Raw genomic sequence first — 25433 nt, 5'->3', positions numbered from 1 at the left:
GGCTTTCGATGGAATGGTCGATGCAGGCAGTGTAGGCGGTGGCGCCGTGGCGGAGTTGCGCATTGATGGAAGAAGATTGCCTGATCCTCCAGCCCCGGCGCCCGATGGCGCGTTTTGCGGTGATAATGACTGCCGGATTCTGACCGGAGTGAAAAAAATGGCGACGTTGCAGATGTCACCTGGGGCACTGGCGCGGCAGGCGCGCATGGTGCGGCATTTGAGTACCCTGGCGCCGAACGAAGGCTACACGCTGTGCGGCCTGCCGGGCGTGAAGTTCATGCGCACCAACCGCACGTCGGTGCGTGCACCCGTGCTGTACGAGCCGTGCATCGTCATCGTCTGCCAGGGCCACAAGCGGGGCTGGCTGGGCGACTCTTCGTTCGACTATCACGCGCAGCAGTTCCTCGTGCTGTCGGTGCCGCTGCCGTTCGAAGGCGAGACGGTACGGGCCAGCGAGGCCGAACCAATGCTGGCCATCTCCATCGGCATCGACCTGCAGATGGCGGCCGAACTGGCGCTGGCCGTCGACCAGGCCCGGCCCCAGGCCGAGGCACCGGCGGCGCCGCGCGGCATCATGGCGTCGCCGCTGGACGACGCACTGGGCGACGCCGTGCTGCGCCTGCTGGAAGCGTTGAATTCACCGCTGGAGACGCAGTTGCTGGCGCCCGCCATCCGCCGCGAGATCCTGTTCCGCGTGCTGACGGGCGACCAGGGGGGTGCGCTGCGCGCGGCACTGGCGCACCAGAGCCAGTTCGGCAAGATCGGCAAGGCGCTGCGCCGCATCCATGCGCACTACCACACGGCCATCGACGTCGCCACGCTCGCCGGCGAGGCGGGCATGAGCGTGGCCGCCTTCCACGCCAGCTTCAAGGCCGTGACGATGACGTCGCCCATCCAGTACCTGAAGACGACGCGGTTGCACAAGGCGCGCCTGTTGATGGTGCAGGACGGCCTGTCCGCCGCCGGCGCGTCGGGCCGGGTCGGCTACGAAAGCACGTCCCAGTTCTCGCGCGAGTTCAAGCGCTTCTTCGGCCGCACCCCGCTGGAAGAAGCGCGCCAGATGCGCAGCCTGCTGGCCCAGTCGCCCGGCGCCCAGCCGGGACGTTACGTCAGCGCACAGTAATATGCGGACACATCTGCTCATCCGTGGCTGAGCTCGTGTCCGTGTCGGGGTCTGACCCCAAGGTGGACACGGGCTGAACCGTGGCTGGGTCAGTTGGCGGCGGCGTCGACGACCGGTAGTTCGACGGCGCTGGCGGCGTCAACCGTGTGGTAGATGCGTTGGGTGGCCTTGATGTAGTCGGTGGCCTTGGCGTGGAAGATGTTCGGCACCCAGGATTGCGGGTTGCGGTCGTACAGGGGGAACCAGCTGGACTGGATCTGTACCATCACGCGGTGGCCGGGGCGGATGACGTGGTTCACGTTGGGCAGCTCGAAGCGGTAGCGTTCGATCTTCCCCGGCGTCACCGGTTCCGGCGCGGACAGGCTGTTGCGGTAGCGGCCCCGGAAGATGTCCATCGACAGCGGCAGGTGGAAGCCCCCCAGCGCGGGCTGGCCCGGCACCTCGTCCGGATAGACGTCGATGACTTTCACGACCCAGTCGGCGTCCTGACCCGTCGTCGACGCGAACAGGTTGACGACGGGCGCGCCGGACAGCTGCATGGGCGCCGTGAGCGGCGCGGAGACGTAACTGAGCACGTCCGGCCGGTCCGTCACGAAGCGCTGGTCCTGCACCAGCCAGGGCTGCCATACCTCGCGATCGCTCATGCGCACGGGGCGCGGCACGAACGGCACCGGGCGGGCCGGATCGGCCACGTACTCGTCGTATTGCGCCCGGTCCGCGGCGGCGGGCGGCGTGAAGTCGAGGCGCCAGCCGTCCTTCAGGTAGGCGCTCCTGCTGGCGGCAGGGCAGCTCGTGGCGCAGGACAGCGGCCAGCGCTGCAGCCGCTGCCAGCGGTTCGTGCCGGTCTGGTAGGACAGCACGGGCGGCGTATCGGCCTGCGGCGCACCGTCCTTCAGGTACTGGTCGAGGAAGGGCTGCATCGTGTCGCGCCGGAACTCCAGCGCCGTGTCGCCCGTGAATTTCAGCGCACCCAGGCTGGAGCCGTCGTAGTTGACGCCGCTGTGGCGCCATGGCCCGATCACCAGGTGGTTGCGGCGGTTGTCCTTGTCATGCTTTTCCATCGCCGCGTAGGTGACGTAGGCACCGTAGATGTCTTCCTGGTCCCACTGCCCCACCACCATCATCGTCGGCACCTTCAGCTCACGGGTGGCGAGGATGCGGTCCAGCGCCTGCCCCTGCCACCAGTCGTCGTACGCCGGGTGTTCGAACAGCTTCTTCGTGAACGTCAGCTTGTCCAGGCTAAACTGCTTCGCGTAGTTGGCCACCGAGCCAGCCCGCAGCACGCTGTCGTAGTCGTCGTAGACGCCGGTGGCCAGGCTGGCGCCGCTGCCGCGCGCCGTCGTCTGGCTGGCCAGGTAGTGCAAGGTGTTGACGCGGAAGGCGCCGTTGTGGAAGAAGTCGTCGCCGCGCCAGCCGTCCACCATGGGGCTCATGGGCACGGCCACCTTCAGGGCCGGGTGCGGGTCGGCCAGCGCCATCAGCACCGTGAAGCCTTCGTAGGAGGAACCGAGCATGCCGACCTTGCCGTTGCTTTCGCCGACGTTCTTGACCAGCCACTCGATTGTGTCCCACGCGTCCGTCGCGTGATCCGTCCTGGTCTTGTTCAACGGTCCCTTCAGGGGCCGCGTCATCACGTAGTCGCCTTCGGAGCCGTACTTGCCGCGCACGTCCTGGAAAACGCGGATATAGCCGCCCTGCACGGCCGTCTCGTCGCCGTGCGGCAGGATCGACAGCATGCTGGGGCTGACGTTGCGCGAAGTGCGCCCGGCCGCGTTGTACGGCGTGCGCGTCAGCAGGATCGGCGCACCCTTGGCGCCCTTCGGCACGACGATGATCGTGTGCAGCTTGACGCCGTCTCGCATGGGAATCATGACGACGCGCTTGACGTAGTCCGCCGCGTCGACGGGCGACTCGAACTTCGCGCCGATATCGGGCGCCATCGGCGGCGTCTGCGCGCCCGCAAGGGCGGAAAACAGGGAACAGACCAGGGCAATACTCGAACGGCGCAGGCGCATGGAGCTCTCTCGTGGGAAGAATGGCAAATACAAGAATGGGCAATACTACAACGCACTTGCAAGAAGGGCAACGAGACCGATACACCAAGGGAAACGAAACAACTGCTTACAAGCTAATCGGGTGCGTGCACATCCCTGTAACAAGTGCAGGTCAATAATGGCTTCACACACACCGAAACAAGGAGTACATCATGAAGAAACTGCTGATTGCCGCCATGCTGGCCGCTTCCGTGGGAACCGTCGCCGTGCCGCTGACTGCCAGCGCCGACGTCATCGTCGTGCGCAAGGCGCCGCCGGAGCCGCGTCATGAACACGTGCCGGCCGCCCGCCGCGGGTATGTGTGGACCCCGGGCTACTGGGACTGGAACGGCCGCCGCCACGTGTGGCACAAGGGCCAGTACGTCAGGGCCCGCGCCGGCTACCATTACAATGCGCCGGCCTGGCATGAGCGCGACGGCCGCTGGGAATTCTCCCGCGCCGAATGGCGCCGTGGCGATGGCGACCGCGATGGCGACGGCATTCCGAACCGCGTCGACCGCGACCGCAATGGCGACGGCATCCCGAACCATCTGCAGCAGAACGACCGGCAGCGCGACCGCGACCGCGACGGCGTGCCGAACCGGGTCGACCGCGACCGCGATGGCGACGGCGTGCCGAACCGCCACGACGACCGGCCCGACAATCCGAACCGCCGCTGACCGCCTGGCACCGCCCCGGCTTGACAGGGCGGCGCCAAACTGAAATCATACCGGCATGAATTTTCATCAATCCCATCGCTGTGTGTTTTTCTGGTGGCGCCGCTCACAGCGCGCGGCCACTGCAAAGTGATGTGATTTCAATATCAACGCCGCCTCTGCCAGGTGGCGTTTCTCATGGCGCAGCCTGGCCGGGGCCACCCGGAACCGAAGCCCTATGAGCCAGCAAGACCAGCACGCCGCCGACCAGGCCACCCAATCCGACCAGGCCGACGCCAGCGCCACCACCAGGACCATCGAGCCGTCCGGCCGTCCCGCCGTCATCCTGACGGGCGACCGCCCCACCGGCCCGCTGCACCTGGGTCACTACGTTGGCAGCCTGCGCAACCGCGTCGAGTACCAGCACCAATACCAGCAGTACATCATGTTGGCCGACTCGCAGGCGCTGACGGACAATATGGAAGACACCAACAAGGTGCACCGCAACGTCGTCGAAGTGGCGCTGGACTACCTGGCCGTCGGCATCGACCCGGCCAAGTCCACCATCCTGATCCAGTCGCAGATCCCGGAACTGGCCGAACTGACCTTCTATTACCTGAACATGGTCACCGTGGCCCGCCTGGAGCGCAATCCCACCGTCAAGGCCGAAATCGTGCTGCGCGGCTTCGAGCGCGACATCCCCGCCGGCTTCCTGACCTACCCGGCGTCGCAGGCGGCCGACATCTCGGCCTTCAAGGCCTCGATCGTGCCGGTGGGCGAAGACCAGATTCCGATGATCGAGCAGACCAACGAGATCGTGCGCCGCTTCAACCGCCTGGCCAACCGCGACGTGCTGGTCGAGTGCAAGGCCCTGGTGCCGGAAATCGGCCGCCTGCCGGGCATCGACGGCAAGGCCAAGATGAGCAAGTCGCTGGGCAATACCATCAACCTGGGCGCCAGCGCCGACGAAATCACAGCCGCCGTGAAGAAGGTCTACACGGACCCGCTGCACCTGCGCGTGGCGGACCCCGGCCACCTGGAAGGCAATGTCGCCTTCATCTACCTCGATGCCTTCGACACGGACAAGGCGGCGCTGGAGGAAATGAAGGCGCACTACACGCGCGGCGGCCTGGGCGACTCGATCGTCAAGAAGCGCCTGGAAGCGGTGCTGCAGGAGATGCTGGCGCCGGTGCGCGCGCGCCGCGAGGAGTATGCCAAGGACAAGGGCTACGTCATGCAGCTGCTCAAGGAAGGCACGATGCGCGCCCGCGAAGTGGCGGCGCAGACGGCGGACGAAGTCAAGGCCGCACTGGGACTGCGCTATTTCTGATCCCTTTGTTTTCGACGAGGCGCTGACAGGCACCCTGCTGGCCGTCGTGCTGGGCTGGTACCTGCTGGCCAGTGCCGCGTGCTACGTGGCCTACGCCCGCGACAAGTCGGCGGCCCGCCAGGGCCGGCGCCGCACGCCCGAACGCACCTTGCTGCTCCTGGGCGTCGTGGGCGGCTGGCCGGGCGGCCTGCTGGCGCAGCGCCGGTTGCGCCACAAGACCGTCAAGGCCTCGTTCCAGGCCTGGTTCTGGCTGTCCGTCATCGCCAACGTCATGCTGGTGTTGATCCTTTGACGGCGGCGGCCGCGCCGTCCGGCTCTTTCCCGGCGCCGGCCGCGCCGTCCCGCTCGTGCCCGGCGCCGGCCGCGCCCCGCGGCTACAGCCCGGACGGATACGTCTCCGGCACTTCGTCCTGCGGCCACAGCGCCGAGCGTTCCAGCGGCTGCAGCGCCGTGCTGCGGTCCACGTGCACCAGCGCGTCGAACTGGCGCGCCACGTCGGCCTCGAAATAATGGCTGTGACGCTCCGTGTCGGGGCGGTAGATGACACCGATGGCCCGCTCCAGCCGGCGCCCTGGCAGCCGCGCCAGCACGCTGTCCTGCCCCCGGATCGGCAGCAGGAACCGGGGCACGCCGACATCGTGCAGCAGCCGCTCGATGCTGTCGTGCCGCGACGGCACCACCTGCTTCAATTCGGCCACGCCGTCCCAGTCGGTGGCCGCCGTCACCGTGCCCGTATGCGTCGTAAAGCCCAGCAGGAAGGTATCCTCGGGGCGGTAGCGCTGGCGCACCAGCTGGCCCAGGTTCAGCTGGCCGTGCCCGCCCATTTCCGTGGCGCGCGCGTCGCCCAGGTGCGAGTTGTGCGCCCACACCACCACCTTCGCCGGCCGCCCGGTGCGCTGGCCGATATGTTCGCGCAGCGCCTCCAGCGTTTCGGCCATGTGCGAGTCGCGCACGTTCCACGACTCGTCGCGGCTCTGGAACATCGAGCGGTAGTAGGTCTCCGCGTTGCGCGCCACGCGGGCATTCTGCTGTGCGTAGAACAGCTCGTCCGGCACCTGGCCGCTGCCCTCCTTCAGGTGCGCGTTGGCCTGGCGCGTCAGCTCCGTCAACTGGCGCACGACTTCGCGCTCGCAGTCTTCCTTCATGCCGAACGTGGTGGCGTAGCCGTAGCGCTGCGGGTCCTCGGCCATGTGGTCGATGCAGGCATAGCGCTGGCGCGCGCGCGCGGCCGCGGGCGGATCGGCCCGTTCCAGGTAGTCGATCACGGCGTGCATCGACTGGGCCAGGCTGTATAGATCCATGCCGTAGAAGCCGACCCGGCGCGCCGGGCTGGCCACGTGGCCGTTGTGCAGGCGCAGCCAGTTGACCAGGTCGACGATCTCGTGATTGCGCCACATCCACTGGGGAAAGCGCTTGAAGCCGCCCAGCGCGCCTTCGGCCGACATGTCGTCGCCGCCGTGCTGGACGTAGCGGCTCACGCGCAGCGCATCTGGCCAGTCGGCTTCGACGACGATGGCGTCGAAGCCGCGGTCGACGATGAGCCGGCGGCTGATTTCCGCGCGCAGCCGGTAGAATTCGCCCGTGCCGTGGGTCGCTTCGCCCAGCAGCACGATGGACGCATCGCCGATGCAGTCCAGCAGAAAATCGAAGTCCTCGCCCTGTTCCAGGGGCCGCGCCTGCCGTCGCAGCGCGGCAATGATGTCTTGCTCGGTCATGCAGGTCTCCCGCCATGTGATTGACGTCAACGATAGCGCAAGGGGGGAGAAATCGGCGCAGGACTCGAAACCGGAACAACTTGAAGGAAAGCGAAACAATATGTGGCAAGGCGTACTGTGCGGGCTGCTGGCCGGCGCGATGTGGGGCATGGTGTTCATCGTGCCGGAACTGCTGACGGCCTTTACGCCGCTGGAGCTGGCCGTGGGCCGCTACACGGCCTATGGCGCGATGGCGATGGTGCTGCTGGCGCCGAAGCTCTCCGGCCTGGCCGCGCGGCTGGACCGGTCGGACATGACGGCCCTGGTGCGCCACGCGCTGGCGGGCAATATCGTCTATTACATGCTGCTGGCACTGGGCGTGCGGCTGGCCGGCGTGGCGCCCACGTCGCTGATCATCGGCGTGCTGCCGATCACCGTGACCCTGATGGGCCGCAAGGACGCCGGCGCCGTGCCGCTGCGCCAGCTGGCCATGCCGCTGTTGATCGTCGGCGCCGGCATCGCCTGCATCAATGCCGACGTGTTCCTGCACGCGCAAGGCGCAGGGGGCGCGCCGCTGCGCATCCTGGCGGGCGTGGCCTGCGCCGCCGGCGCCCTGCTGTGCTGGACCTGGTATGCCGTCGACAATGCCCGCTACCTGAAGACCAACCCGCATTTCACCAGCGGCGAGTGGTCGGCTCTCTACGGGCTGATGTCGGGCACCATCGCCCTCGTCATCGGCGCGGCCGCATTCGCGCTGTGGCACGAGGACGTCACGGGCCCCGGCGCCGCCGCTACGGGCCGCGACTGGCGCCTGTTCTGGATCTGTAACGGGCTGCTGGCGCTGGGCGCCTCCGTGATCGGCAACCAGCTGTGGAACGTCGCCAGCCGCAAGGTGCCCGTCACCTTGTCGGGCCAGCTGATCCTGTTCGAGACGCTGTTCGCCCTGCTGTATGGCTTCCTCTACCGCCAGGCCTGGCCCCGGCCGCTGGAAATGGCCGCCATCGCACTGCTGGTACTGGGCGTGACGTGGGCCGTGCGCGCCCATGCCGTGCCCGACGCGCTCACGCCGGCCTGAGGCCCCGCACCAGGGCAGCCATCGGGGCCGCCTCCGCGTCCAGGCCGGCCGCCACGCCGGCGCGGTCCACGTCGGAGCGGTTCTGGCTCACCTTCCACTTGCCTTGCAGCCGCGCCACCGGCAGTTCGATGCCCACCAGGGCCGGCAGCAGGCCGTCGACGAAGCCGGGCGGCGTGTCGCCGATCTGCCACGGCGCCGGCATGTGCCCTTCCTGCGCCGCCGTCAGGTCGCCCAGCTGGCGCAGCAGCCACGCCGGATCCGTCGTCACGCGCGCCACGCCGTGGGCCTGCACCACCGCGTAATTCCACGTCGGCACGACCTTGTGATTCATGGCCTTGCTGGCGTACCAGCTGGGGCTGACGTATGCCTGCGGGCCCTGGAACTGCACCAGGCAACGGGCGCCGCCGGCCAGCGCCTGCCACAGGGGATTGCCGCGGGCCACGTGGGCGCGCAAGGTGCCGCAGGGGCCCTCGTCGGGATACAGCAGGAAGGGAACCAGGTCGGCGCTGGGGCCGTCGTCGGTGGACACGATCAGGGTGGCCAGCGGGTGGGCGCGCATCAGTGCATGCTGCACGGCGCGGCGCTCCTCGGCAAAGACGGGTTGACAGTACATGGTGACGGACGCAAACGATGGAAGGTCCAGTCTAGCGGCACGGCGCGGCCCGCGACAGCGCCACGGCGGGCCGCACCGATGGAGCCAGCGACGCCGATCGCGCCGCTCAGTTCAGCAGGCCGTTGTCCGTCAGCGCATCCTGCACCAGCTCCAGGCGCAGCACGGGATTCTGCTGGGCCAGCAGCAGCTCCTTCTGCGACAGTTCCAGCTGCAGCAGCTCGCACCAGCGGTTCGCCACCCAACCGCTTTCGTCGAGCCGGTACGGCGGATGCATCGGCATCTGCGCCGGGCCGACGCCCCGCTGCTGCAGGGTGCGGATCAGCGCGCCCAGCGCATTGGCCACGTCCTGCTGCTCGGACGGTACGGGGATGGTCAGGTCGTCGGGCAGCCGGGTGATGTCGGCCATCCACAGGCCATGGGGCAGCTGCTCGGCCGCCTCGATGCGAAAGCGCTGGGTGCCCAGGCAGGTGATCTGCATCAGCCCGGGCAGCGGCGCCGTCCACTCGACCACGCGGGCCAGGGTGCCGACGCTGGCCAGCGCCTCCTGCTGGCCGGGCTTGCGCACCTCGTCGCCCTTGGCCAGCGGCACGACGCCGAATTCCTCGCCGGCGGCAATGCAGCGGCGAATCATGTCCAGGTAACGCACCTCGAACACCTGCAGCGCCAATTGGCCGTCCGGGAACAAGATGGTATTGAGCGGGAACAAAGGGATCATGGTTCGATCTTCGCACGAATCGCGGCCGGCTGCCGCTCCCGAGGCAACGGCGCGGGAGCGTGGTAGGCTGGCCGCTCACCACCCCTGGGAGAATGTGATGCTGGCAAATACGGAAGCAATGGCCACGATCGCGGTGCGCGATATTGCGGCAGCGCGGGAATTCTACGGAAAGACCCTGGGTCTGCAGGAAAGCGGACACGAGGGTGAGGAATTGCTGTCTTATCTGAGCGGGAGTTCGCAGATTATCGTGTACCGCTCGGATTTCGCGGGCAGCAATAAAGCCACGGCGGTAACGTGGGCAGTGGGCGACGAACTCGAAGAGATTGCGGCAGCCTTGAAAGCAAAGGGCGTCGCGTTTGAACACTACCAGATGCCGGGACTGTCGCTACAAGGCGACATACACATTGGCGAAGGGATGAAACTCGTCTGGATCAAGGACCCCGACGGAAATATCCTGAATATCGTCGGCAGTTGATCCGTTCGCGATTCCGGATTCGACAATTGGCGATGCGTCTGCAATACCACTGTATTGCAAAACGTAATGCGCGGCGCATGTTGTACCGCAACCCGTCGGCAATCGATCTGCCGACACAACCGGCACCCCCCCGTGCGCCCCGGACGCAGGGGGAGCTGCCGGCTGCCCCCTGATCAAGCGGATTACTGCTTGATCAGGAAGTCTTCCTTTTTGCGACCTTCCAGCCATTTCGGCGCGCGGCCGCGACCGGTCCACGTCTGGCCGGTGGCGTCGTCACGGTATTTCATCGGCACGGGGGCGCGTGGCTTGACGGGCTTGACGGCTTTCACGGCCGGTCCCAGGTCGGCCTGGGTCAGGCCGTATTCGCGCATGATGCTGGCAATTTGTTCCTTGGCCTGGTTGATTTCGTTCTTGCGTGCCGTCTCGGCCGCCTTCTGCAATTCGGCGATCTTGGCCTGGTATTCCTGGTAGGTCGTCATCTCTATATCCTTTGAACGTGAAAAACCGGGGTGTGACAATCTGTGAGAATTGAATGTACCGCCAATTTACCATAAGACCGACCGGATATTCCACATTTATTCGCAATGAATCCGGGGGAACCTTTCGATGAGAATAAAATCCAACTCCCGATTATGCCGGACCCGCCCCCCGATGACGTTCCGGATGGAAGTCACGCGGCCCCGCGGCGAGACCCGATTGGCCGTGCCGGCCGCTCGCAAGCCGCTTGTAAGCTGGCCCTTTTCGTATTGCCCCAACGCAGGCGCGGCAATTAGCCTGCCGGTAATCCGACATGGGGAACGGGGGCGCGCAGCGGTGCGGATGAATGACGCGGACATGGCGCGGGAATGGCGCGCGCGGCATGGCGGCACCGGCGCAATAAGGGGCAGGATAATGTCCGGCCGATTTGATCGGCGGCCGGCGGCATTGCCGCCAGCCGTTCCGGCTACAACTCCGGGCAGCCGACCGCCGTACTGCGCGCATGCCGGGCCACGGTGGACCGGATGATCGATACCAGCTGGCAGGCGGCGGGGCCGGGCCGCTCGGCATTGGCCACCACCAGCGCCAGCGAGATGCGCCGCTTCTGGCCCGAACGCAGGGGCAGTGCCTTCAGCGAGCCTGTTTCGAGCTGGTCGGCGATCTTGTGGCGGGCCAGCCAGCCGAAGCCCAGGCCGCCGCAGATCATTTCCATCCGCGTCACGGGGTTGGTGACGGTCCACCGCTGCGTACTGCCCAGCCAGCCCGCGTCGCGCGGATTCAGGTGGCCCGAATCGCGCACGACGATATGCAGGTGGCGGGTCAGGTCGTCCTCGCCCAGGCTGCGTTCGAGCGCGTGCAGCGGGTGGGCCGGATGGGCCACGGCGATGAATTCGATATCCATCAGGGGATCGGACAGGAAGCCGGCCGGTACCCCGTTGGCGATGACGATGTCGGCACGTTTTTCCAGCAGCACGTCCTCGGCGCCGGACAGGATCACTTCTTCCAGGTGCAGCCGGGTATGGCGGGCCAGCGGCTCGAACTCGCGCAGGATTTCCACCAGCAGCGCGCTGGGGAACAGGCTGTCGACGGCGAAGCGCAGCTCGGCCTCCCAGCCCGTATTCATGCTGAGCGCCAGCTCTTCCAGTGCGAACGCATGGTCGAGCAGCTCGCGCGCGCGGCGCAGCAGCAGCTCGCCCTGCGACGTCAACCGGGCGCGGCGCCCATCCATCTGCAGCAGCTCCACCCCCAGCTGCTCCTGCAGCTTGGCCACCATATAGCTGACCGAGGACTGGCTGCGGTGCAGCGCCTCGGCGGCCTGGGCGTAGCCGCCGCATTCGACGATGGCCTGCAGGACCTGCCACTGTTCCAGCGTGCCGCGGGGGATTTTCATGGGGGCTCCGGTGCGAGTTCGAGGCGATGGCGGACTGATGCCGAGATCATACACAGTCGGAAACCGAAGGGTCCGGTCAGCGCCCGACGATCAGAAGCGCACTTCCAGGGTGGCGCGTGCCATCGGATAGACCGGGAAGGTTCCCGAGCGGCGGCGCACGCCCTCCTCGTCCGTATAGGCATTGCTGTAGCGGTAATCCTGCCCCAGCAGGTTGGTGCCGGCCACGCGCAGCTGGTACCGGGCATCGAACTTCCACAGCATGTACAGCTCCAGGTCGCGCTGCACCGGCTGGTAGCCCGCCTGGTTGACGTCGATGCGCACGTCGCCACCCGTCTTGAAGGCGAAGCTGCCGCCCGTGCTGAGCCGGCCGTCGCGGCTCTTGTAGTCGACGCCCAATGTGGCCGACAGGGGCACCTGCTGGTCGAGCCGGTTGTCCGGCCCCGGCACGGCCTCGACCCGCGACCAGTTGCGGCTGACGCTGGCACGAAGGTCGACGCCGGGCGCGTCCTTCATGACGGCCGACAGGGGAAACTTCGCTTCCAGCTCGACGCTGCGCGTGACGGCGCTGCCGTCATTGATCGGCGACGACACCCAGCGCCCGGCCCCGTCGAGGAACAGGCCCTGGCGCGTATAGCCGCTGATGCGGCGCATCGACACGGCCGCGCTCAGCAGCGCGTTTTCCGCCCAGTAGTGTTCATATGACGCGTCGACGCCGCTGGCCAGTTCCGGCTGCAGGTCGGGGTTGCCGCGACGGTCCGGTTCGGTCTGGCTGTTATTGGTGGACGTGAAGCGGCGTGGAATCAGGTTGCCCACGGGCGGTGCCTTGTAGGTGCGCGTCAACGCGAGGCGCACCTGGTCGCGGCTGTCCGGCAGCTTGTACAAGGTTTGCGCCAGCGGGCTCCACACGGCCGTCTTCTGGCGCACGGCATCGAAGCCGTCGCCTTCGCTGGTGGTGTCGATGCCTTCCCAGCGCACGCCCACGTACATCGACCAGCGCGGCGTCACATTCCACTCGTCCTGGGCATACAGGGCCAGCCGGCTGACCGTGGCGCGGTAGCCTTCGTCCGTGTTCTCCGGCACGGCGCCGGGCAGGTCGCGCTCGCGCTGGATGCGGGCGTCGACGCGCCTGGCGCGGCCGCCATCCCAGCCCATCGACAGCGCGTGATCCGGCCACAGCGGAGTCGAATACTTGCCCTGGGTGTTGGCCTCCCGGTCCGTGCTGCGGGTAACGATGGTGGCATCGCGGCCCAGCGCGCCGCTGCCGCTGCGGTAGTCGAGCTCGTTCCACGTGCCGCGCGTGCGCACGCCGCTGCCGCCCAGCTTCACGTCCAGCTTGCCGCCGCCGGCCAGCTTGTGCACCCAGTTGACGTCGCTCTTGGCGAAAACCGTGCGGTTGTCCTGGCGCATCGAGCGGGACTGGTAGGGAGGCGGCTCGCCAACCACCGTGGCGATGCTCTCCTCGCCCCGGTATTCGGTGTCCTGGAAGTTCAGGTAGTTCTGCCACGTGACGGTGTCGCCGCCCGCCAGGGTCCAGTTCAGGCGCGGCGCCAGGCCCAGGCCTTGCGGGCTGCCGCTGTCGTGCCGGGTGGACTGGCGCGACAGGGTCAGCCGGCCGTCCGGCGCGGTGCACGTCTCGCGCGTGGGCGTCTCGCGCTCGTAGCGGTAGCGCCAGGCATTGGCCGACAGCGAATAGCTGGTCGCGCCGATGCGGTCCGACACCTGCAGGCTGGCCGACGGGTTGCTGGCGTCGCCGCTCTTGCCGGCACCCAGCTTGAACACGCGCTGGGCCGTCCGGACGTTCTTTTTCAGCACGATATTGATGGTGCCGGCGATCGACTGGGTGGAAAACTCCGCGCTGGCGGCCCGCACGATTTCGATCCGTTCGATCTGCTCGGGCGACAAGGTATCGATCGAGAAGCCGGCCGGCGCCCGCTCGCCGTTCAGCAGCACCTGCGTGTACCCGCTGCCCAGGCCGCGCATGCGGATGTCCGACCCGCCCCGCCCGCCTCCGCCCACCGTGATGCCAGGCAGGCGCTTCAATACATCGTTGACGGAGGTGTCGCCGAAGCGCACGATTTCCTCGCTGGTGACGATGATCTTGCTGGCCGTGTCGTCTCGGCGGGGATCGTAGGTCGTGCTCGATCCCTTCACCTCGACTTGCTGGATCGGTTCCGGGGCCGGCCTGGCATCGGCCCCGTCGGCCGCCGCCGCAGCGGCGGCTGGTTTCAGCGGGGCCGGCGCGGCATCGACGCTCTGGGCATGGCTGGGGTGGAAGGCACTGGTGGCGGCGACAAAGGCTGCAGCCGCGGCGACATCACGCAGCTTCGGGGCATCGAACATGGGGTATCTGGTGCTTATAAAATTGACAAGATGATCAATTGTAAGTCGTTTTACATCGTACATGTTGGTTTTGCGGAAATATTTCTGTTTCGGGGATGCGCCAGGGCCCTTGCACACGCGGCTATAATGCGATCTTGATCATTGAGGAATGCCCATCGTGTCCGACCGTCTTGCCGTACTGCCCCAATACCTGTTGCCGAAAGGTGCGCTGACCAATTTCGCCGGCCGGGTGGCGGGTGCGAAAGGCGGCGCCATGACGACGCGGCTGATCCGCTGGTTCGTCGGCAAATACGACGTCAACATGGACGAGGCGGCCAATGCCGACATCGCCAGCTACCACAGCTTCAACGAATTCTTCACGCGCGCGCTGAAGGATGGCGCCCGGCCGCTGGCCGATGCCGACTTCGTCTGCCCCGTCGACGGACGCATCAGCCAGTTCGGCGCCATCGAGGACGACCAGATCTTCCAGGCCAAGGGCCACCGCTTCTCGACAACGGCGCTGGTGGGCGGCGACCGCGCGCTGGCGGACCAGTTCCGCCACGGCGCTTTTGCCAACCTGTACCTGTCGCCGCGCGACTACCACCGCATCCACATGCCCGTCGACGGCAAGCTGACACGGATGATCTACGTGCCGGGCGAGCTGTTCTCCGTCAATCCGACGACGGCGCGGGGCGTGCCGGGCCTGTTTGCCCGCAACGAGCGGGTCGTGTGCGTGTTCGACACGGCCAGCGGCCCCTTCGTCATGACCCTGGTGGGCGCCACCATCGTGGGCAGCATGGCAACCGTGTGGCACGGCGTCGTCAATCCTCCCCGCCAGCCGACCTTGTGCGAGTGGACGTACGCCGACCGCGACATCGTGCTGAAAAAAGGCGAGGAACTGGGCCGCTTCCTGCTGGGCTCGACCGTCGTGATGCTGTTCCCCAAGGACACGCTGCAGTTCAACCCCGGGTGGCAGCCGGCCGGCGCCGTGCGCCTGGGCGAGATGATGGCCAATTTGCGTTAAGCCCCCAGGTGCCGGGGCCGACCCGTCAGGGTCCGGGTCCGGCCTTTGCATCGGGGCTGGTACTCGATACGTAATACCCCTCCAGCATATCCAGGAACACCCGGGTCTTGGCCGGCATCAGCCGGCGCCCGGGAAATACCGCCCAGCCCGTCACCGGCGGGAAGCCCCACTCCGGCAGCACCTTCACCAGCGCGCCCGTGCGCAGCAGCGGCGCGGCAAAGCGGTCCGTGCAACTGGCGATGCCAATGCCCGTGACGGCCAGCCGCGCCAGCAGCTCCGGCGAATTACCCGACATGCGCACCGGCAGCTCGCGCTCCCATACTGTCTTGCCCCGCAACAGGGTCCACTGGGCCATGCCGGCCTGCGAGCGCCCCAGGCCCAGCAGGTCGTGGCGGAACAGTTCGTCCGGATGCTCGGGCAGGCCCCGCCGCGCCGTGTAGCCGGGCGCCGCATACAGCGACCACGTGCTGAGCACGACGGCGCGCGCGGCCAGGGTGGCATCGTCCGGCAAGGCACCCATGCGCACGGCCAGGTCGAAACCCTCGGCCACCAGGTCGACCCGCCGCGGCGACAGATCGAGCTGCAGTGAAATGGCGGGATAGCGCTCCATGAAGGCGGGCAGCACGGCCGTCATCGCCTCGTGGGCGAAGTCGGCCGGCATCGACACGCGCAACAGCCCGGCCGGTGCCTGCTGGCGGTGCTGGGCCAGCGCGCCGGCCGCCGCCGTTTCTTCCGACACCTTGCGGGCATGCTCCAGCAGGCTGGTGCCGAATTCGGTCAGCACCAGGCGGCGCGTCGTGCGTTGCAGCAGGCGCTCGCCCAACAGCCCTTCCAGCAAGGACAGCCGGCGCGACACGGTGGACTTGGGCAGCTGCAAGCGCTCGGCGGCGCCGCTGAAGCTGCCGCACTCGACGATGCGGGCGAACAGCAGCAGGTCGGCGGGATCGATTTCCATCATTGTTCCATAGGTGGACTAATGTTATCCATTTTACTGTCTTTTTAAACGTTTTTGGAACGGGTAAAGTTTGTCCATCGCAGCGAACGCTGCAACCGACAAAACCGACAGGAGCACACCATGAACATCTTGCAGATCAACTCCAGCGCCCGCAGCAGTGGTTCCGAATCCACCCGCCTGGCAGACCAGATTGTCGCCCGCCTCGCGGCCGGTACCGAAGCGACCGTCGTGCGCCGCGACCTGGCTGCCGCGCCCCACCCCGTGCTGGACGAAGCGGCATTGCAGGCCCTGTTCACGCCGGCCGACCAGCGCACGCCGCAGCAGGCAGAACGCGTGGCCCTGGACGACGCCCTGATCGCCCAGGCCCAGGCCGCCGACGTCATCGTCATCGGCGCGCCGATGTACAACTTCGGCATCACGGTGCAACTGAAAAGCTGGTTCGACGCCATTGCCCGCGCCGGCGTGACGTTCAAGTACGGCCCCACCGGCCCAGTCGGCCTGTTGACGGGCAAGAAGGTCTTCGTCGCCGTTACCCGAGGCGGCCTGCACAAGGGCGGCCCATCGGACACGCAGTTGCCGCACCTGCGCACCTTCCTGTCCTTCGTCGGCCTGGACGATGTGCAGTTCGTGTTCTCCGAAGGGCACGGCATGGGTCCGGACGCCGTGGCGCGGGCCCGCAGCGAAGCCGACGAACAGATCGCGGCCCTGGTATAAGACAAGCGACAAGGAGAAAAGCATGAATGCAATCGAACGGAACGACGACGTCAAGGCGCCCCGCGCGGTGGAACGCATCATCCAGGGCCAGGCCGTCATGGACGGGGCCGGCGTGAAGATCAACCGGGTGCTGACGCAGCCGCTGCAGCGCCGGCTCGACCCCTTCCTGATGCTCGATAATTTCGGCTCGGATGAGGCGAACGACTATATCGCCGGCTTTCCCAGCCACCCGCACCGGGGTTTCGAGACGGTGACGTACATGATCGAGGGGCGCATGCGCCACCGCGACAGCGCCGGCAACGAAGGCCTGCTGGAAAATGGCGGCGTGCAGTGGATGACGGCAGGGCGTGGCGTGATCCACTCGGAAATGCCGGAGCAACAGGAAGGCCGGATGGAAGGCTTCCAGCTGTGGCTGAACCTGCCCGCAAAGGACAAGCTGCGTGCGCCCTGGTACCGCGATTTCAAGGCAGCCGACGTGCCTGCCTTTACGACGCCGTCCGGCGCGATGGTGAAAGTCATTGCCGGGGCCAGCCATGGCGTGGCGGGCGCCGTGCAGCGCGACAACACCGAGCCTGTGTACCTGGACGTGACGGTGCCGGCCGGCGCGACGTTCAGCCAGCGCATCCCGCCCGGACACAATGCCTTCCTGTATCCGTACCGGGGCAGCGTGACGGTTGCCGGGCGCACCGTGGCGGCGCGCGGCATGGCGATCTTCGCCAACGATGCCGCCAGCGACGGCGTCATGGTGGAAACGACGGAAGCGAGCCGCTTCATCCTGATCGCCGGGCGGCCCCTGAACGAGCCAATCGCGCAGTACGGCCCGTTCGTGATGAACACGCAGCAGGAAATCGCCCAGGCGGTGGAGGATTTCCGCGCAGGCCAGCTGGGCGAGGAAGCCCACGCCCATTGACGCACCGACCAGTGCCGGCACGTTAAAATGCCGGCATGACCAGTCCCATCCTGCACCTGCTGAAGCGGTTGAGCCGGGCCCTCGGGCTCGACACGGCCGACTCATTCCCACCGGGCCACGCGTATGCGCGCACGCGCTGGCGCCCGGCCTATTTCGACATCGCGTCGAACGTGCCGCCGGACGAGATCGAGCGCCGCATCTGCGATGCCATCGCCAACACGCCGCTGGTATTCGCCCACATCGTCAATCCGACGCCGCGCATGCAGCGCGCCCTGTTCAGCCTGCTTGAGCAGCGCCTGCGCCTGGGCCATCGTCGTGAAGCGGCCCAGCTGGCGGCCCTGTTGATCGGCGCCTACCGCAGCACGGACATCGTCGAAGCCATGCCGGGCTTGAAGGCAACGATCGCCGGCACGGCGCACCTGGACGCGAACGAGCGCATCAATGCCGTGTTGGACTTCCTCGGCAACACCGACACGCCCTTCGATATCATTGAAATGCAATAAACAACCCTGGTGTATTCATTAACGAAATTTTTAACCGTCTGTCAACTGGCCTTAGGAGACTGTGCCTTTTAGGCAACGATTTTGCGGGATAAAAAGTCACTTATGGATGAGCCTGAAAGCCGCGTCGCTACTGTAGAAAATGACAAATAAATGACAAACAGGACAGCAAAAATTGCATTAAGTAATGCCTAAGTAATTGTTGCAATGTCAAGCCGCTGGAGTACAGTAGAGATGCAGTTGCCACAAGCAGCTAGCAATCCTCTCTCAATCGTCAAGGAGTTCACTGTGCGTCTTCCAAGCTTTGTTTCGACCGCAATTGCTTCCGCAGTTCTGCTGTGCGCCGCCGGCGCCGCGCAAGCCGAGATCACGACCTACACCAGCCAGGCTGCCTACCTGGCCGCCGTGGGCAACACGGGCGTCGACACCTTCGACGACCTGGACCTGGATGAATATATCGGCCCGCTGGACCGTGCCGCGGGTGACTACAGCTACACCGTCAGCGGTGGCGAAAACTCCGATGCCCTGTGGGGCGCCACGGACGACTTCAGCGACTTCTGGCTGACGGGCGGCCACCGTCTGGACGTGATCACCTTCAACCTGAACAATGTCAACGGCGCGGGTGGCTTCTTCTTCGGCTCCGACCTGTTCGGTTCGTCCACCTCGTCCGACTACCTGATCCTGACCGCCACGGACAGCGCCGGCGCGACCGTCACCTACACGCTGCCGACCCCTGAGCTGAATTCCTTCGTCGGCTTCGTCTCCACCGGCAACCTGGTGTCGCTGACGATGGCCGCCGAAGACCAGCCGGGTGTGTGGGCCACCGTCAACGACCTGCACCTGTCGGTGTCGGCCGTGCCGGAGCCAAGCACCTACGGCATGATGCTGGGCGGCCTGGGCCTGCTGGGCTATCTGGCCCGTCGCAAAGCGCAGAAATCCTGATCCGGGACTTATCCTAGACCAGCGAACCCGCGGCCCCGGTCGCGGGTTTTTTCATGGGCACGGGCGGCACGAAGCGCTCGCGCAGGCGCATGAACGGCGTTTCCACCAGCGCATACAGCAGCCAGCCGGCCAGGATGCTGGCTCCCAGCAGCACGGCGATGCCGGCCGGATTGTCCGCGTCCAGGCCGAACGGCGCCAGGCGGGTGGCCAGGATGATGCACAACTGCTTGTGCGTCAGGTAGATCGCATACGACCACAGTGCAATGGCGCCCGCGCCCGGCACGCGCAACCGGTTCAACAGCGAACCCGGGCTGAGCGCGGCCAGCACCAGCAGCGCAAAGCCCAGCGCCAGCAGCGGGTAGCCATAGATGGTTTCCGTGCGGCCGAAATGGTCGAGCAGGAAGATGCGCCACGCGCACGCCACCACCAGCAGGCCCAGCACCAGCGTCTGGTTGCCCCAGGCAGTCAGGCGGGCCCACAGGGCGGCGTGGTGGTTCTTCAGCAGTGCCAGCGCCACGCCCGCCACCAGTTCGTCGAAACGGCACAGGGTGGCGTAGTAGATTTCCCGGTAGAACGCGCTGGTGCCGCCATGGGGCTGATGTGCCACGTCCCAGCCGTGGGCGCGCAGCAGCATCCCGGCACCGAAACAGGCGGCGATGACGCACCAGCCCAGCCGCACGGCGCCCTGCCAGCAGGCAATGGCCAGCACGACCGCGGGCAGCACCATATAGAACTGCTCCTCCACGCACAGCGACCACGCATGCGAGAAACGGGTGCCGGGCATCAGGTCGAAGTTCAGCGTAAAGGTCAGGTACTTCCACCACGGCGCATGGTGGGTCCCGCCGGCGAACAGGGGCCAGAAGGCGTACAGCGCCAGCACCACGTAGTAATTCGGCAGGGTGCGCAGCAACCGGCGCGCGTAGAAGCGCGGCAACGAGAAGGCATCGGCGCGCAGCCCGGCAAGGATCTGGTTGCCGATCAGGTAGCCGGACAGGGCAAAGAACAGGTCGACACCCGTCCAGCCGATTTCGCTGACGAAGCCGAACGTGGCCCGGTCCGTCACGAAATTCATGTAGTGGTTGGCGAAGACCAGCAGGATCGCCAGCGCGCGCAGGGTGTCGAGGCCGTGCAGGCGCTGGTGGGGAGTCGGGACAGTCGGCATCATGGACGTCATTCTACCCGCGCGCGCTGTCCGCCATTCCTGGCGTGCCGGGCGAATGCCGCTAGAATACGCCCCTACATCTTTCGAGGAAGCCGGCATGGCCGATGCACGCGCACTGCAATTCAAATCCGTCACCTACGCTGGCCAGGAGCCGGGCCCGCGCCTGATCGTGACCGGCGCCGTGCACGGCAACGAGATGGCCGGCACCTTGGCCATCGGCCAGGTGATGGCGCAGCTGGACGCCGGCACCCTGCTCGTCCTGCGCGGCACGGTCACCTTCGTGCCCGTGACCAATCCGCTGGCTTATGCGCTGGGCCAGCGCGCCGGCGAGCGCAACCTGAACCGCGCTTTGTTCCCGAAGGCGGCGCCGGTCGACTTCGAGGACCGCGTCGCCAACTGGCTGTGCCCGCTGCTGGCGGCGCACGACGTGCTGCTCGACCTGCATTCGTACAACGCGCCGGGCGAACCGTTCGTCATGGTGGGCCCGCGCGACAACGACGGTCGACTGGAGCCGTTCCGGCATGAACAACAGGAACGCTCGCTGGCGCGGGTTCTGGGCGTGCGCCGCTTCGTCGACGGCTGGCTGCGCACCTACGGCGCCGGCGTGCAGCGGCGCCTGCGCGGCGACAGCCGGCTCGCGACGGTGCTGCGCTACGGCGTGGGCACGACAGAATACATGCGCAGCACGGGCGGCTATGCGCTGACCCTGGAATGCGGCCAGCACCTCGATCCCCAGGCGCCGGAAGTGGCCCGGCGCGCCATCCTGAACACCCTGGCCCACCTGGGCATGATCGATGCAGCCGCGCCGGCGCCGATTGCCATGGACGCCATCGAAGCACTGTCGATGCGGGAAGTGGTCGACAAGGCGCACGAGGACGATGTGTTTACCCGCCCCTGGTCCAGTTTCGACCGGGTCGCGGCCGGCGCCGAGATCGGCCGGCGCGCCGACGGGACGCCCGTGCTGGCGCCCTACGATGCCGTCATGCTGTTCCCGGACAGCGCGGCACCGGCCGGCAACGAGTGGTTCTACCTGGCCCGCGCCGTGGAAGGGCTTTGACCGCGGCCGGGTAGCTCGCTCAGTGCGTCGACAGCAGCTTCAGGCCGACAATGCCGGCAACGATCAGGGTGATGCATACGAGGCGGGCGGCGCCGGCCGGTTCGCCCAGCATCATCATGCCGAAGGCGGCCGTGCCGACGGTGCCGATGCCGGTCCAGACGGCGTAGGCCGTGCCCAGCGGCAAGGTGCGCAGTGCCAGGCCCAGCATGCCGATACTGCCCAGCATGGCCAGCAAGGTGAACAGTGACGGAATCAGGCGGGTGAACCCGGCCGTGTACTTCAGGCCGATGGCCCATGTCACTTCCAGCAGGCCCGCGATCGCCAGACAAAACCACGCCATATCATTCTCCGAAATTGGCAAGGCCGTCCCTGCCGATATCCCATCGGCGCCTGCGCGCCAGGTGGGGCCGTCCCCACGGGTGAGGCGGCAGTATATCATTCTGTCCCGGGTGCAATAGCTGTCAGGCCGCGTCGGCGCGGCAAGAAAGCCACGGTGGCGGTGGCCGGCAGGATTTTTATTTGTATCGTAGAATACCAATATGCGGATCGGATAAAACCGATATACGCATCGGAGGAAACCGAATTATGACCGAACTCGACATCGACGCGATCCACAAGGCCCTGGCCAATCCCGTCCGTCGCCAGATTCTCGCGTGGCTGAAGGAACCGGAAGTGTATTTCGCCCGGCAGCTGCACCCGGTGTCGCTGGGCGTATGTGCCAGCATGATCGACCAGCAATGCGGCCTGTCGCAGTCGACCGTTTCGGGCCACCTGGCGATCCTGCAGAAGGCCGGGCTCATCACGGTGACGCGGCTGGGACAGTGGAATATGTTCAGGCGCAACGAGGACGTCATTCAAGGTTTCCGCGAGCATATAAACCTCGGTCTGTAGCGCCCTGGCGCGCCGGCCATCTCCACCAGGATGACACTATGACGACTCTGTTCGACCCCATCACCATCGGCGACCTGACCCTGAAAAATCGCGTCATCATGGCGCCGCTGACGCGCGCCCGCGCCGTCAACCCCGGCCGCGTACCGAACGCGCTGATGGCCGAGTACTACGCCCAGCGCGCCAGCGCCGGCCTGATCCTGTCGGAAGCGACCTCCGTCACGCCCCAGGGCGTCGGCTACGAGCACACGCCCGGCATCTGGTCGGACGAGCAGGTGAAAGGCTGGAAGCTCGTCACGGCTGCCGTGCACGCCAAGGGCGGCAAGATCTTCATGCAGTTGTGGCATGTGGGCCGCATCTCGGACCCGGCGCTGCTGGACGGCCAGGCACCCGTCGCGCCCAGCGCCATCGCCGCCAACGGTCACGTCAGCCTGCTGCGCCCGATGCGTCCCTACCCCGTGCCCCGTGCATTGGAAACGGCGGAGATCGCTGACGTCGTGGCCGCCTACCGCAACGGCGCGGAAAACGCCAGGAAAGCGGGCTTCGATGGCGTCGAGATCCACGGCGCCAACGGCTACCTGCTGGACCAGTTCCTGCAGGACGGCAGCAATCAGCGCACGGACGCCTACGGCGGTCCGGTGGAAAACCGCGCCCGCCTGATGCTGGAAGTCACGGATGCGGCCATCGACGTGTGGGGTGCCGCCCGGGTCGGCATGCACCTGGCGCCGCGCCGCGACGCCCATGACATGGGCGACTCGGACCCGGCCGGCACGTTCACCTACGTCGCGCGCGAACTGGGCCGCCGGAAAATCGCCTTTATCTGCGCCCGCGAAGCCCAGGGCGAGGACAGTCTTGGCCCTGTGCTGAAGCAGGCTTTCGGCGGCGTCTATATCGCCAATGAGAAATTCAGCCTGGAAGCGGCCCAGGCCGCGCTGAACGACGGCAGCGCCGACGCGATTGCCTGGGGCAAGGACTTCATCGCCAACCCGGACCTGCCGGAACGCTTGCGCCAAGGCGCGCCATTGAACGCGCCCCGGCCGGAACTGTTCTATGGCCCGTCCGCCGAAGGCTACACGGACTATCCGGCACTGGCCTGATTTCCCCATGCCGAACCATGGCCGGCCTTGGTGCCGGCCCGGTGACTGGCAAACGCTGCAATAAGAAAGGTCGCTTGCGCGACCTTTTTTTCGTTCAATGCGGCGCCGTTCAGCGGGGCACGGTGTAATTCAGCGGCACGAACTGGTAGCCCTTGCCGCTGCTGCGCAGGTGGCCCAGGCCCGGGAAAGCCAGGTGGGCGCCGCCGATCAGCACTTCATGGCGGGCCGCGTCGGCAAAGCCGGCCTTGCGCGACGCGGCTGCGGCACGGCGGTCGCTGTCGAACATGATGGTGACGGACGGATCGTCGAACTGCATGAAGCCGGCGTGGATCAGGTCGCCGATCAGCACCAGTTTCTCGCCCCGGCTTTCCACTACATACGTCGTGTGGCCCGGCGTGTGGCCGTAGCTCGACGTCGAGCGTACGCCCGGCACCAGTTCCGTCTCGCCCGTGAACGGGTAGAAGCGGTTGATGGCCGCATACGGTCCCAGCATGCCCATGGCGGCGAGGAAATTGGTCTTCTGGTCCGCCGGGGCCCGCGCCAGCTCCAGGGGGCTGAGCCAGAAATCGGCATCGTGGCTGTCCGCGCGCACGACGGCGTTGGGGAAGGCAAGCTTGTCGATATTGATCAGGCCGCCAAGATGGTCCGGGTGCATGTGCGTCAGGTAGATCTCGTCGATCTGGTCAGGCTGGTAGCCGGCAGCGACGATATTGGCCTGCAGCTTGCCCAGGGTCGGTCCGAACAGAAGACCGGCGCCCGCATCGACCATGACGAGCTTCGTGCCCGTGTTGATCAGGTAGGCATTGACGGAAGTTTCCACGGGCGACGTGAGGAAATGGTCGTGCAGCGCCGCGTTGATTTTCTTCTGCGACGACTGCAGCAGCTGGTTCATCGGCAGGTCGACGGTACCGTCGCTGACGACGGTCACTTCGATATCGCCCACCATCATGCGATAGAAGCCGGGACCCTGGGTTTTGACCATCGGCGCGGCGGCGAACGCGGCACTACCGGCGAACAGCAGGGCGGCAGCCATCGCGGTCAGCGCGGCACGGCGCCCGGTGCAATTATGTGACATCGTGTTATTCCTTTTTATGGATGTATCGAACCGCTACGATAGCGTAAACACATGCTTTCGAGCTGCAATCAGCAGTGAAATCCTCCCGTGCGACAACAATGGCAAGCCTGTGCTTCCGTTACCATTGGTTACAGGATTCATGCGTTGAATCAAGGAAATGTATGACGCTTCTCGGTCGGGCGCGGCACCTGGGTGCCGCCCGGTGCTCAGAAGTTGAGCGGCACCCGCACCGACAGCGACACATCCGGCGTATCACGCGTCAGGCCTGCGCCGACCGTAACGTTGACGGCGCGCTGCTCGCTCAATCGGTAGGAAAAGCCCATCAGCAAGGTGCCCAGCTGCGTGCGCACGGAACCGGGCACCGTGACGCCGTTCTGCTTGGTGCGTCCCATCGAGCTGTGGTCGTAGCCCAGGCTCAACGAGGCTTTGTCATTCAGGGCGATGCCCATGCCGAAATTGAAGCCGAATACACCACCGGGCTTGACTTCGCCCAGCGGTTCGATCTCGCCGTTCAGCACGCGGCGGCTGACGTTCTCGCGCTTGACGTTGTGCAGGTAGCTGACGCTGCCGAAGAAGATGGCGGGATCGGACGGGAACAGCCACGTCAGGTTCGGCTGGATGCCGTAGAAACCGGAACCCGTCGGCAGGTCCAGCGGCAGGCCGGTGCCGGTGGCGTTTTCGCCCACGCAGCGCCGCGTGCAGTCCGTGACGACTTCGAAGGGATCACGCCCCGTGCGGGTCTTGACGCGCAAGCCGGCCACGTAGAATGGCCGGTCGGCACCGCCGTCGTTGAGCTGGTGGCGCAGCGACAGCTCGATATCGCCCAAGCCCTTGCCGCTGGTGTCGAACACCCGTTCCACCGCCGTGCCCGTAAACAGCTCGCGGCTGACGGTGGCATCGGAGCGGTAGACATACGGTACCCGCAGCTCCACTTCCGTGCGATTCGTCAGCCCGCGCCGCGCCGTCAGCGCCGCTGTCACCGAATTGCGTTTTACTTCCCGCACGTCGATCAGGCCGATCAACAGGGCCGGAATGATGGTGTAGCCCACCAGTGCTACCCGGTTGCTGGACGAGTAGCCGAACTGGAACGATGGCTCCAGCACGGTGCGGCCCCGCGCCGTCAGCACGCCGGGCGCCTCGAACAGGGGCGCCACTTCGGGCGGCCGACCCGTGGGGCTGGCCGCCCTCGCCGGCGTTGCCGCCCCACCC

At 66.5% G+C, this 25433-nt stretch carries 26 protein-coding genes; 14 read left to right on the top strand and 12 right to left on the bottom strand.

Annotated elements, in window-relative coordinates; translation table 11 throughout:
- Positions 1 to 157: 157 nt before the first annotated feature.
- Entirely contained in the window at positions 158 to 1123 is a 966-nt protein-coding gene (locus GM672_RS20885; protein WP_155472464.1) for an AraC family transcriptional regulator, read from the top strand.
- Between the two features lie 89 nt (positions 1124 to 1212).
- Here the strand turns inward: GM672_RS20885 and GM672_RS20880 are convergent, their stop codons facing one another.
- Entirely contained in the window at positions 1213 to 3138 is a 1926-nt protein-coding gene (locus GM672_RS20880; protein WP_155472463.1) for a CocE/NonD family hydrolase, read from the bottom strand.
- A gap of 191 nt (positions 3139 to 3329) precedes the next feature.
- Here GM672_RS20880 and GM672_RS20875 point away from each other — a divergent pair, with 191 nt between their 5' ends.
- From GM672_RS20875 to GM672_RS29295, 3 genes are all read left to right on the top strand, one after another.
- Positions 3330 to 3836, top strand: coding sequence for a YXWGXW repeat-containing protein (locus tag GM672_RS20875; protein ID WP_155472462.1), 507 nt, complete (start codon positions 3330 to 3332; stop codon positions 3834 to 3836).
- Between the two features lie 214 nt (positions 3837 to 4050).
- Positions 4051 to 5142, top strand: coding sequence for a tryptophan--tRNA ligase (gene trpS / locus GM672_RS20870; RefSeq protein WP_229417849.1), 1092 nt, complete (start codon positions 4051 to 4053; stop codon positions 5140 to 5142).
- A gap of 46 nt (positions 5143 to 5188) precedes the next feature.
- On the top strand, positions 5189 to 5434 hold the full coding sequence (locus GM672_RS29295; protein WP_229427778.1) for a DUF1294 domain-containing protein: 246 nt from the start codon (positions 5189 to 5191) through the stop codon (positions 5432 to 5434).
- 82 nt (positions 5435 to 5516) lie between these two features.
- On the opposite strand, the gene GM672_RS20860 is transcribed toward GM672_RS29295, so the two are convergent.
- A complete protein-coding gene (locus tag GM672_RS20860; protein WP_155472460.1) occupies positions 5517 to 6857 on the bottom strand; it encodes an erythromycin esterase family protein in 1341 nt (446 codons plus the stop codon).
- A 100-nt stretch (positions 6858 to 6957) separates the two neighbouring features.
- Here GM672_RS20860 and GM672_RS20855 point away from each other — a divergent pair, with 100 nt between their 5' ends.
- A complete protein-coding gene (locus tag GM672_RS20855; protein ID WP_155472459.1) occupies positions 6958 to 7911 on the top strand; it encodes a DMT family transporter in 954 nt (317 codons plus the stop codon).
- On the opposite strand, the gene GM672_RS20850 is transcribed toward GM672_RS20855, so the two are convergent.
- Both GM672_RS20850 and GM672_RS20845 read right to left on the bottom strand, forming a co-directional pair.
- On the bottom strand, positions 7898 to 8524 hold the full coding sequence (locus tag GM672_RS20850) for an FMN-binding negative transcriptional regulator (RefSeq protein ID WP_155472458.1): 627 nt from the start codon (positions 8522 to 8524) through the stop codon (positions 7898 to 7900). The genes GM672_RS20855 and GM672_RS20850 overlap by 14 nt on opposite strands.
- 106 nt (positions 8525 to 8630) lie before the next feature.
- Entirely contained in the window at positions 8631 to 9239 is a 609-nt protein-coding gene (locus GM672_RS20845) for an LON peptidase substrate-binding domain-containing protein (protein ID WP_155472457.1), read from the bottom strand.
- A gap of 97 nt (positions 9240 to 9336) precedes the next feature.
- Here GM672_RS20845 and GM672_RS20840 point away from each other — a divergent pair, with 97 nt between their 5' ends.
- Positions 9337 to 9714, top strand: coding sequence for a VOC family protein (locus GM672_RS20840; protein WP_155472456.1), 378 nt, complete (start codon positions 9337 to 9339; stop codon positions 9712 to 9714).
- Between the two features lie 182 nt (positions 9715 to 9896).
- Here the strand turns inward: GM672_RS20840 and GM672_RS20835 are convergent, their stop codons facing one another.
- From GM672_RS20835 to GM672_RS20825, 3 genes are all read right to left on the bottom strand, one after another.
- Entirely contained in the window at positions 9897 to 10193 is a 297-nt protein-coding gene (locus tag GM672_RS20835) for an H-NS histone family protein (protein WP_155472455.1), read from the bottom strand.
- Positions 10194 to 10657: 464 nt separating this feature from the next.
- Positions 10658 to 11581 carry a LysR family transcriptional regulator gene (locus GM672_RS20830; RefSeq protein ID WP_155472454.1) on the bottom strand — a complete coding sequence of 308 codons (924 nt, stop codon included), beginning with the start codon at positions 11579 to 11581 and terminating at the stop codon, positions 10658 to 10660.
- Positions 11582 to 11671: 90 nt separating this feature from the next.
- Entirely contained in the window at positions 11672 to 13921 is a 2250-nt protein-coding gene (locus GM672_RS20825) for a TonB-dependent receptor plug domain-containing protein (protein WP_155472453.1), read from the bottom strand.
- A 157-nt stretch (positions 13922 to 14078) separates the two neighbouring features.
- Here GM672_RS20825 and asd point away from each other — a divergent pair, with 157 nt between their 5' ends.
- Positions 14079 to 14924, top strand: a complete 846-nt coding sequence (asd, locus tag GM672_RS20820; RefSeq protein ID WP_170300172.1) for an archaetidylserine decarboxylase — start codon at positions 14079 to 14081, stop codon at positions 14922 to 14924.
- Positions 14925 to 14949: 25 nt separating this feature from the next.
- Here asd and GM672_RS20815 read toward each other — a convergent pair whose 3' ends face one another.
- Positions 14950 to 15879: a LysR family transcriptional regulator gene (locus GM672_RS20815; RefSeq protein WP_155472451.1), complete on the bottom strand. Its 930-nt coding sequence runs from the start codon at positions 15877 to 15879 to the stop codon at positions 14950 to 14952.
- A gap of 120 nt (positions 15880 to 15999) precedes the next feature.
- On the opposite strand from GM672_RS20815, the gene GM672_RS20810 reads away from it, so the two are divergent.
- The 4 genes from GM672_RS20810 to GM672_RS20795 all read left to right on the top strand — a co-directional run bounded on the left by GM672_RS20810 (position 16000) and on the right by GM672_RS20795 (position 18945).
- Positions 16000 to 16593: an FMN-dependent NADH-azoreductase gene (locus GM672_RS20810; protein WP_155472450.1), complete on the top strand. Its 594-nt coding sequence runs from the start codon at positions 16000 to 16002 to the stop codon at positions 16591 to 16593.
- A 22-nt stretch (positions 16594 to 16615) separates the two neighbouring features.
- Entirely contained in the window at positions 16616 to 17503 is an 888-nt protein-coding gene (locus tag GM672_RS20805) for a pirin family protein (RefSeq protein WP_155472449.1), read from the top strand.
- A gap of 35 nt (positions 17504 to 17538) precedes the next feature.
- Positions 17539 to 18006, top strand: a complete 468-nt coding sequence (locus GM672_RS20800) for a hypothetical protein (RefSeq protein ID WP_155472448.1) — start codon at positions 17539 to 17541, stop codon at positions 18004 to 18006.
- A 285-nt stretch (positions 18007 to 18291) separates the two neighbouring features.
- Positions 18292 to 18945 carry a PEP-CTERM sorting domain-containing protein gene (locus GM672_RS20795; RefSeq protein WP_229427779.1) on the top strand — a complete coding sequence of 218 codons (654 nt, stop codon included), beginning with the start codon at positions 18292 to 18294 and terminating at the stop codon, positions 18943 to 18945.
- A 13-nt stretch (positions 18946 to 18958) separates the two neighbouring features.
- On the opposite strand, the gene GM672_RS20790 is transcribed toward GM672_RS20795, so the two are convergent.
- Positions 18959 to 20110, bottom strand: a complete 1152-nt coding sequence (locus GM672_RS20790; protein ID WP_229417848.1) for an acyltransferase family protein — start codon at positions 20108 to 20110, stop codon at positions 18959 to 18961.
- Positions 20111 to 20204: 94 nt separating this feature from the next.
- On the opposite strand from GM672_RS20790, the gene GM672_RS20785 reads away from it, so the two are divergent.
- The gene (locus GM672_RS20785; RefSeq protein ID WP_155472446.1) at positions 20205 to 21164 is read left to right on the top strand and encodes a succinylglutamate desuccinylase/aspartoacylase family protein; all 960 of its coding nucleotides are present in this window, start codon (positions 20205 to 20207) and stop codon (positions 21162 to 21164) included.
- A 19-nt stretch (positions 21165 to 21183) separates the two neighbouring features.
- Here GM672_RS20785 and sugE read toward each other — a convergent pair whose 3' ends face one another.
- Entirely contained in the window at positions 21184 to 21504 is a 321-nt protein-coding gene (gene sugE / locus GM672_RS20780; RefSeq protein ID WP_155472445.1) for a quaternary ammonium compound efflux SMR transporter SugE, read from the bottom strand.
- Positions 21505 to 21749: 245 nt separating this feature from the next.
- On the opposite strand from sugE, the gene GM672_RS20775 reads away from it, so the two are divergent.
- Positions 21750 to 22055 carry an ArsR/SmtB family transcription factor gene (locus GM672_RS20775; protein ID WP_155472444.1) on the top strand — a complete coding sequence of 102 codons (306 nt, stop codon included), beginning with the start codon at positions 21750 to 21752 and terminating at the stop codon, positions 22053 to 22055.
- Between the two features lie 38 nt (positions 22056 to 22093).
- Positions 22094 to 23149, top strand: a complete 1056-nt coding sequence (locus tag GM672_RS20770) for an alkene reductase (RefSeq protein ID WP_155472443.1) — start codon at positions 22094 to 22096, stop codon at positions 23147 to 23149.
- Between the two features lie 109 nt (positions 23150 to 23258).
- Here the strand turns inward: GM672_RS20770 and GM672_RS20765 are convergent, their stop codons facing one another.
- Both GM672_RS20765 and GM672_RS28425 read right to left on the bottom strand, forming a co-directional pair.
- Positions 23259 to 24224: an MBL fold metallo-hydrolase gene (locus GM672_RS20765; protein ID WP_155472442.1), complete on the bottom strand. Its 966-nt coding sequence runs from the start codon at positions 24222 to 24224 to the stop codon at positions 23259 to 23261.
- 206 nt (positions 24225 to 24430) lie between these two features.
- Positions 24431 to 25433 (bottom strand): acetate kinase (locus GM672_RS28425; protein ID WP_211517400.1); only part of this gene is annotated, 1003 nt, incomplete at its 5' end.

This window comes from Pseudoduganella buxea (genome assembly GCF_009720835.1).
Classification (GTDB): domain Bacteria; phylum Pseudomonadota; class Gammaproteobacteria; order Burkholderiales; family Burkholderiaceae_D; genus Rugamonas; species Rugamonas buxea.
The sequence above is the reverse complement of the archived record's forward strand: the minus strand, read 5'-3'. Positions and strand labels throughout refer to the sequence as shown.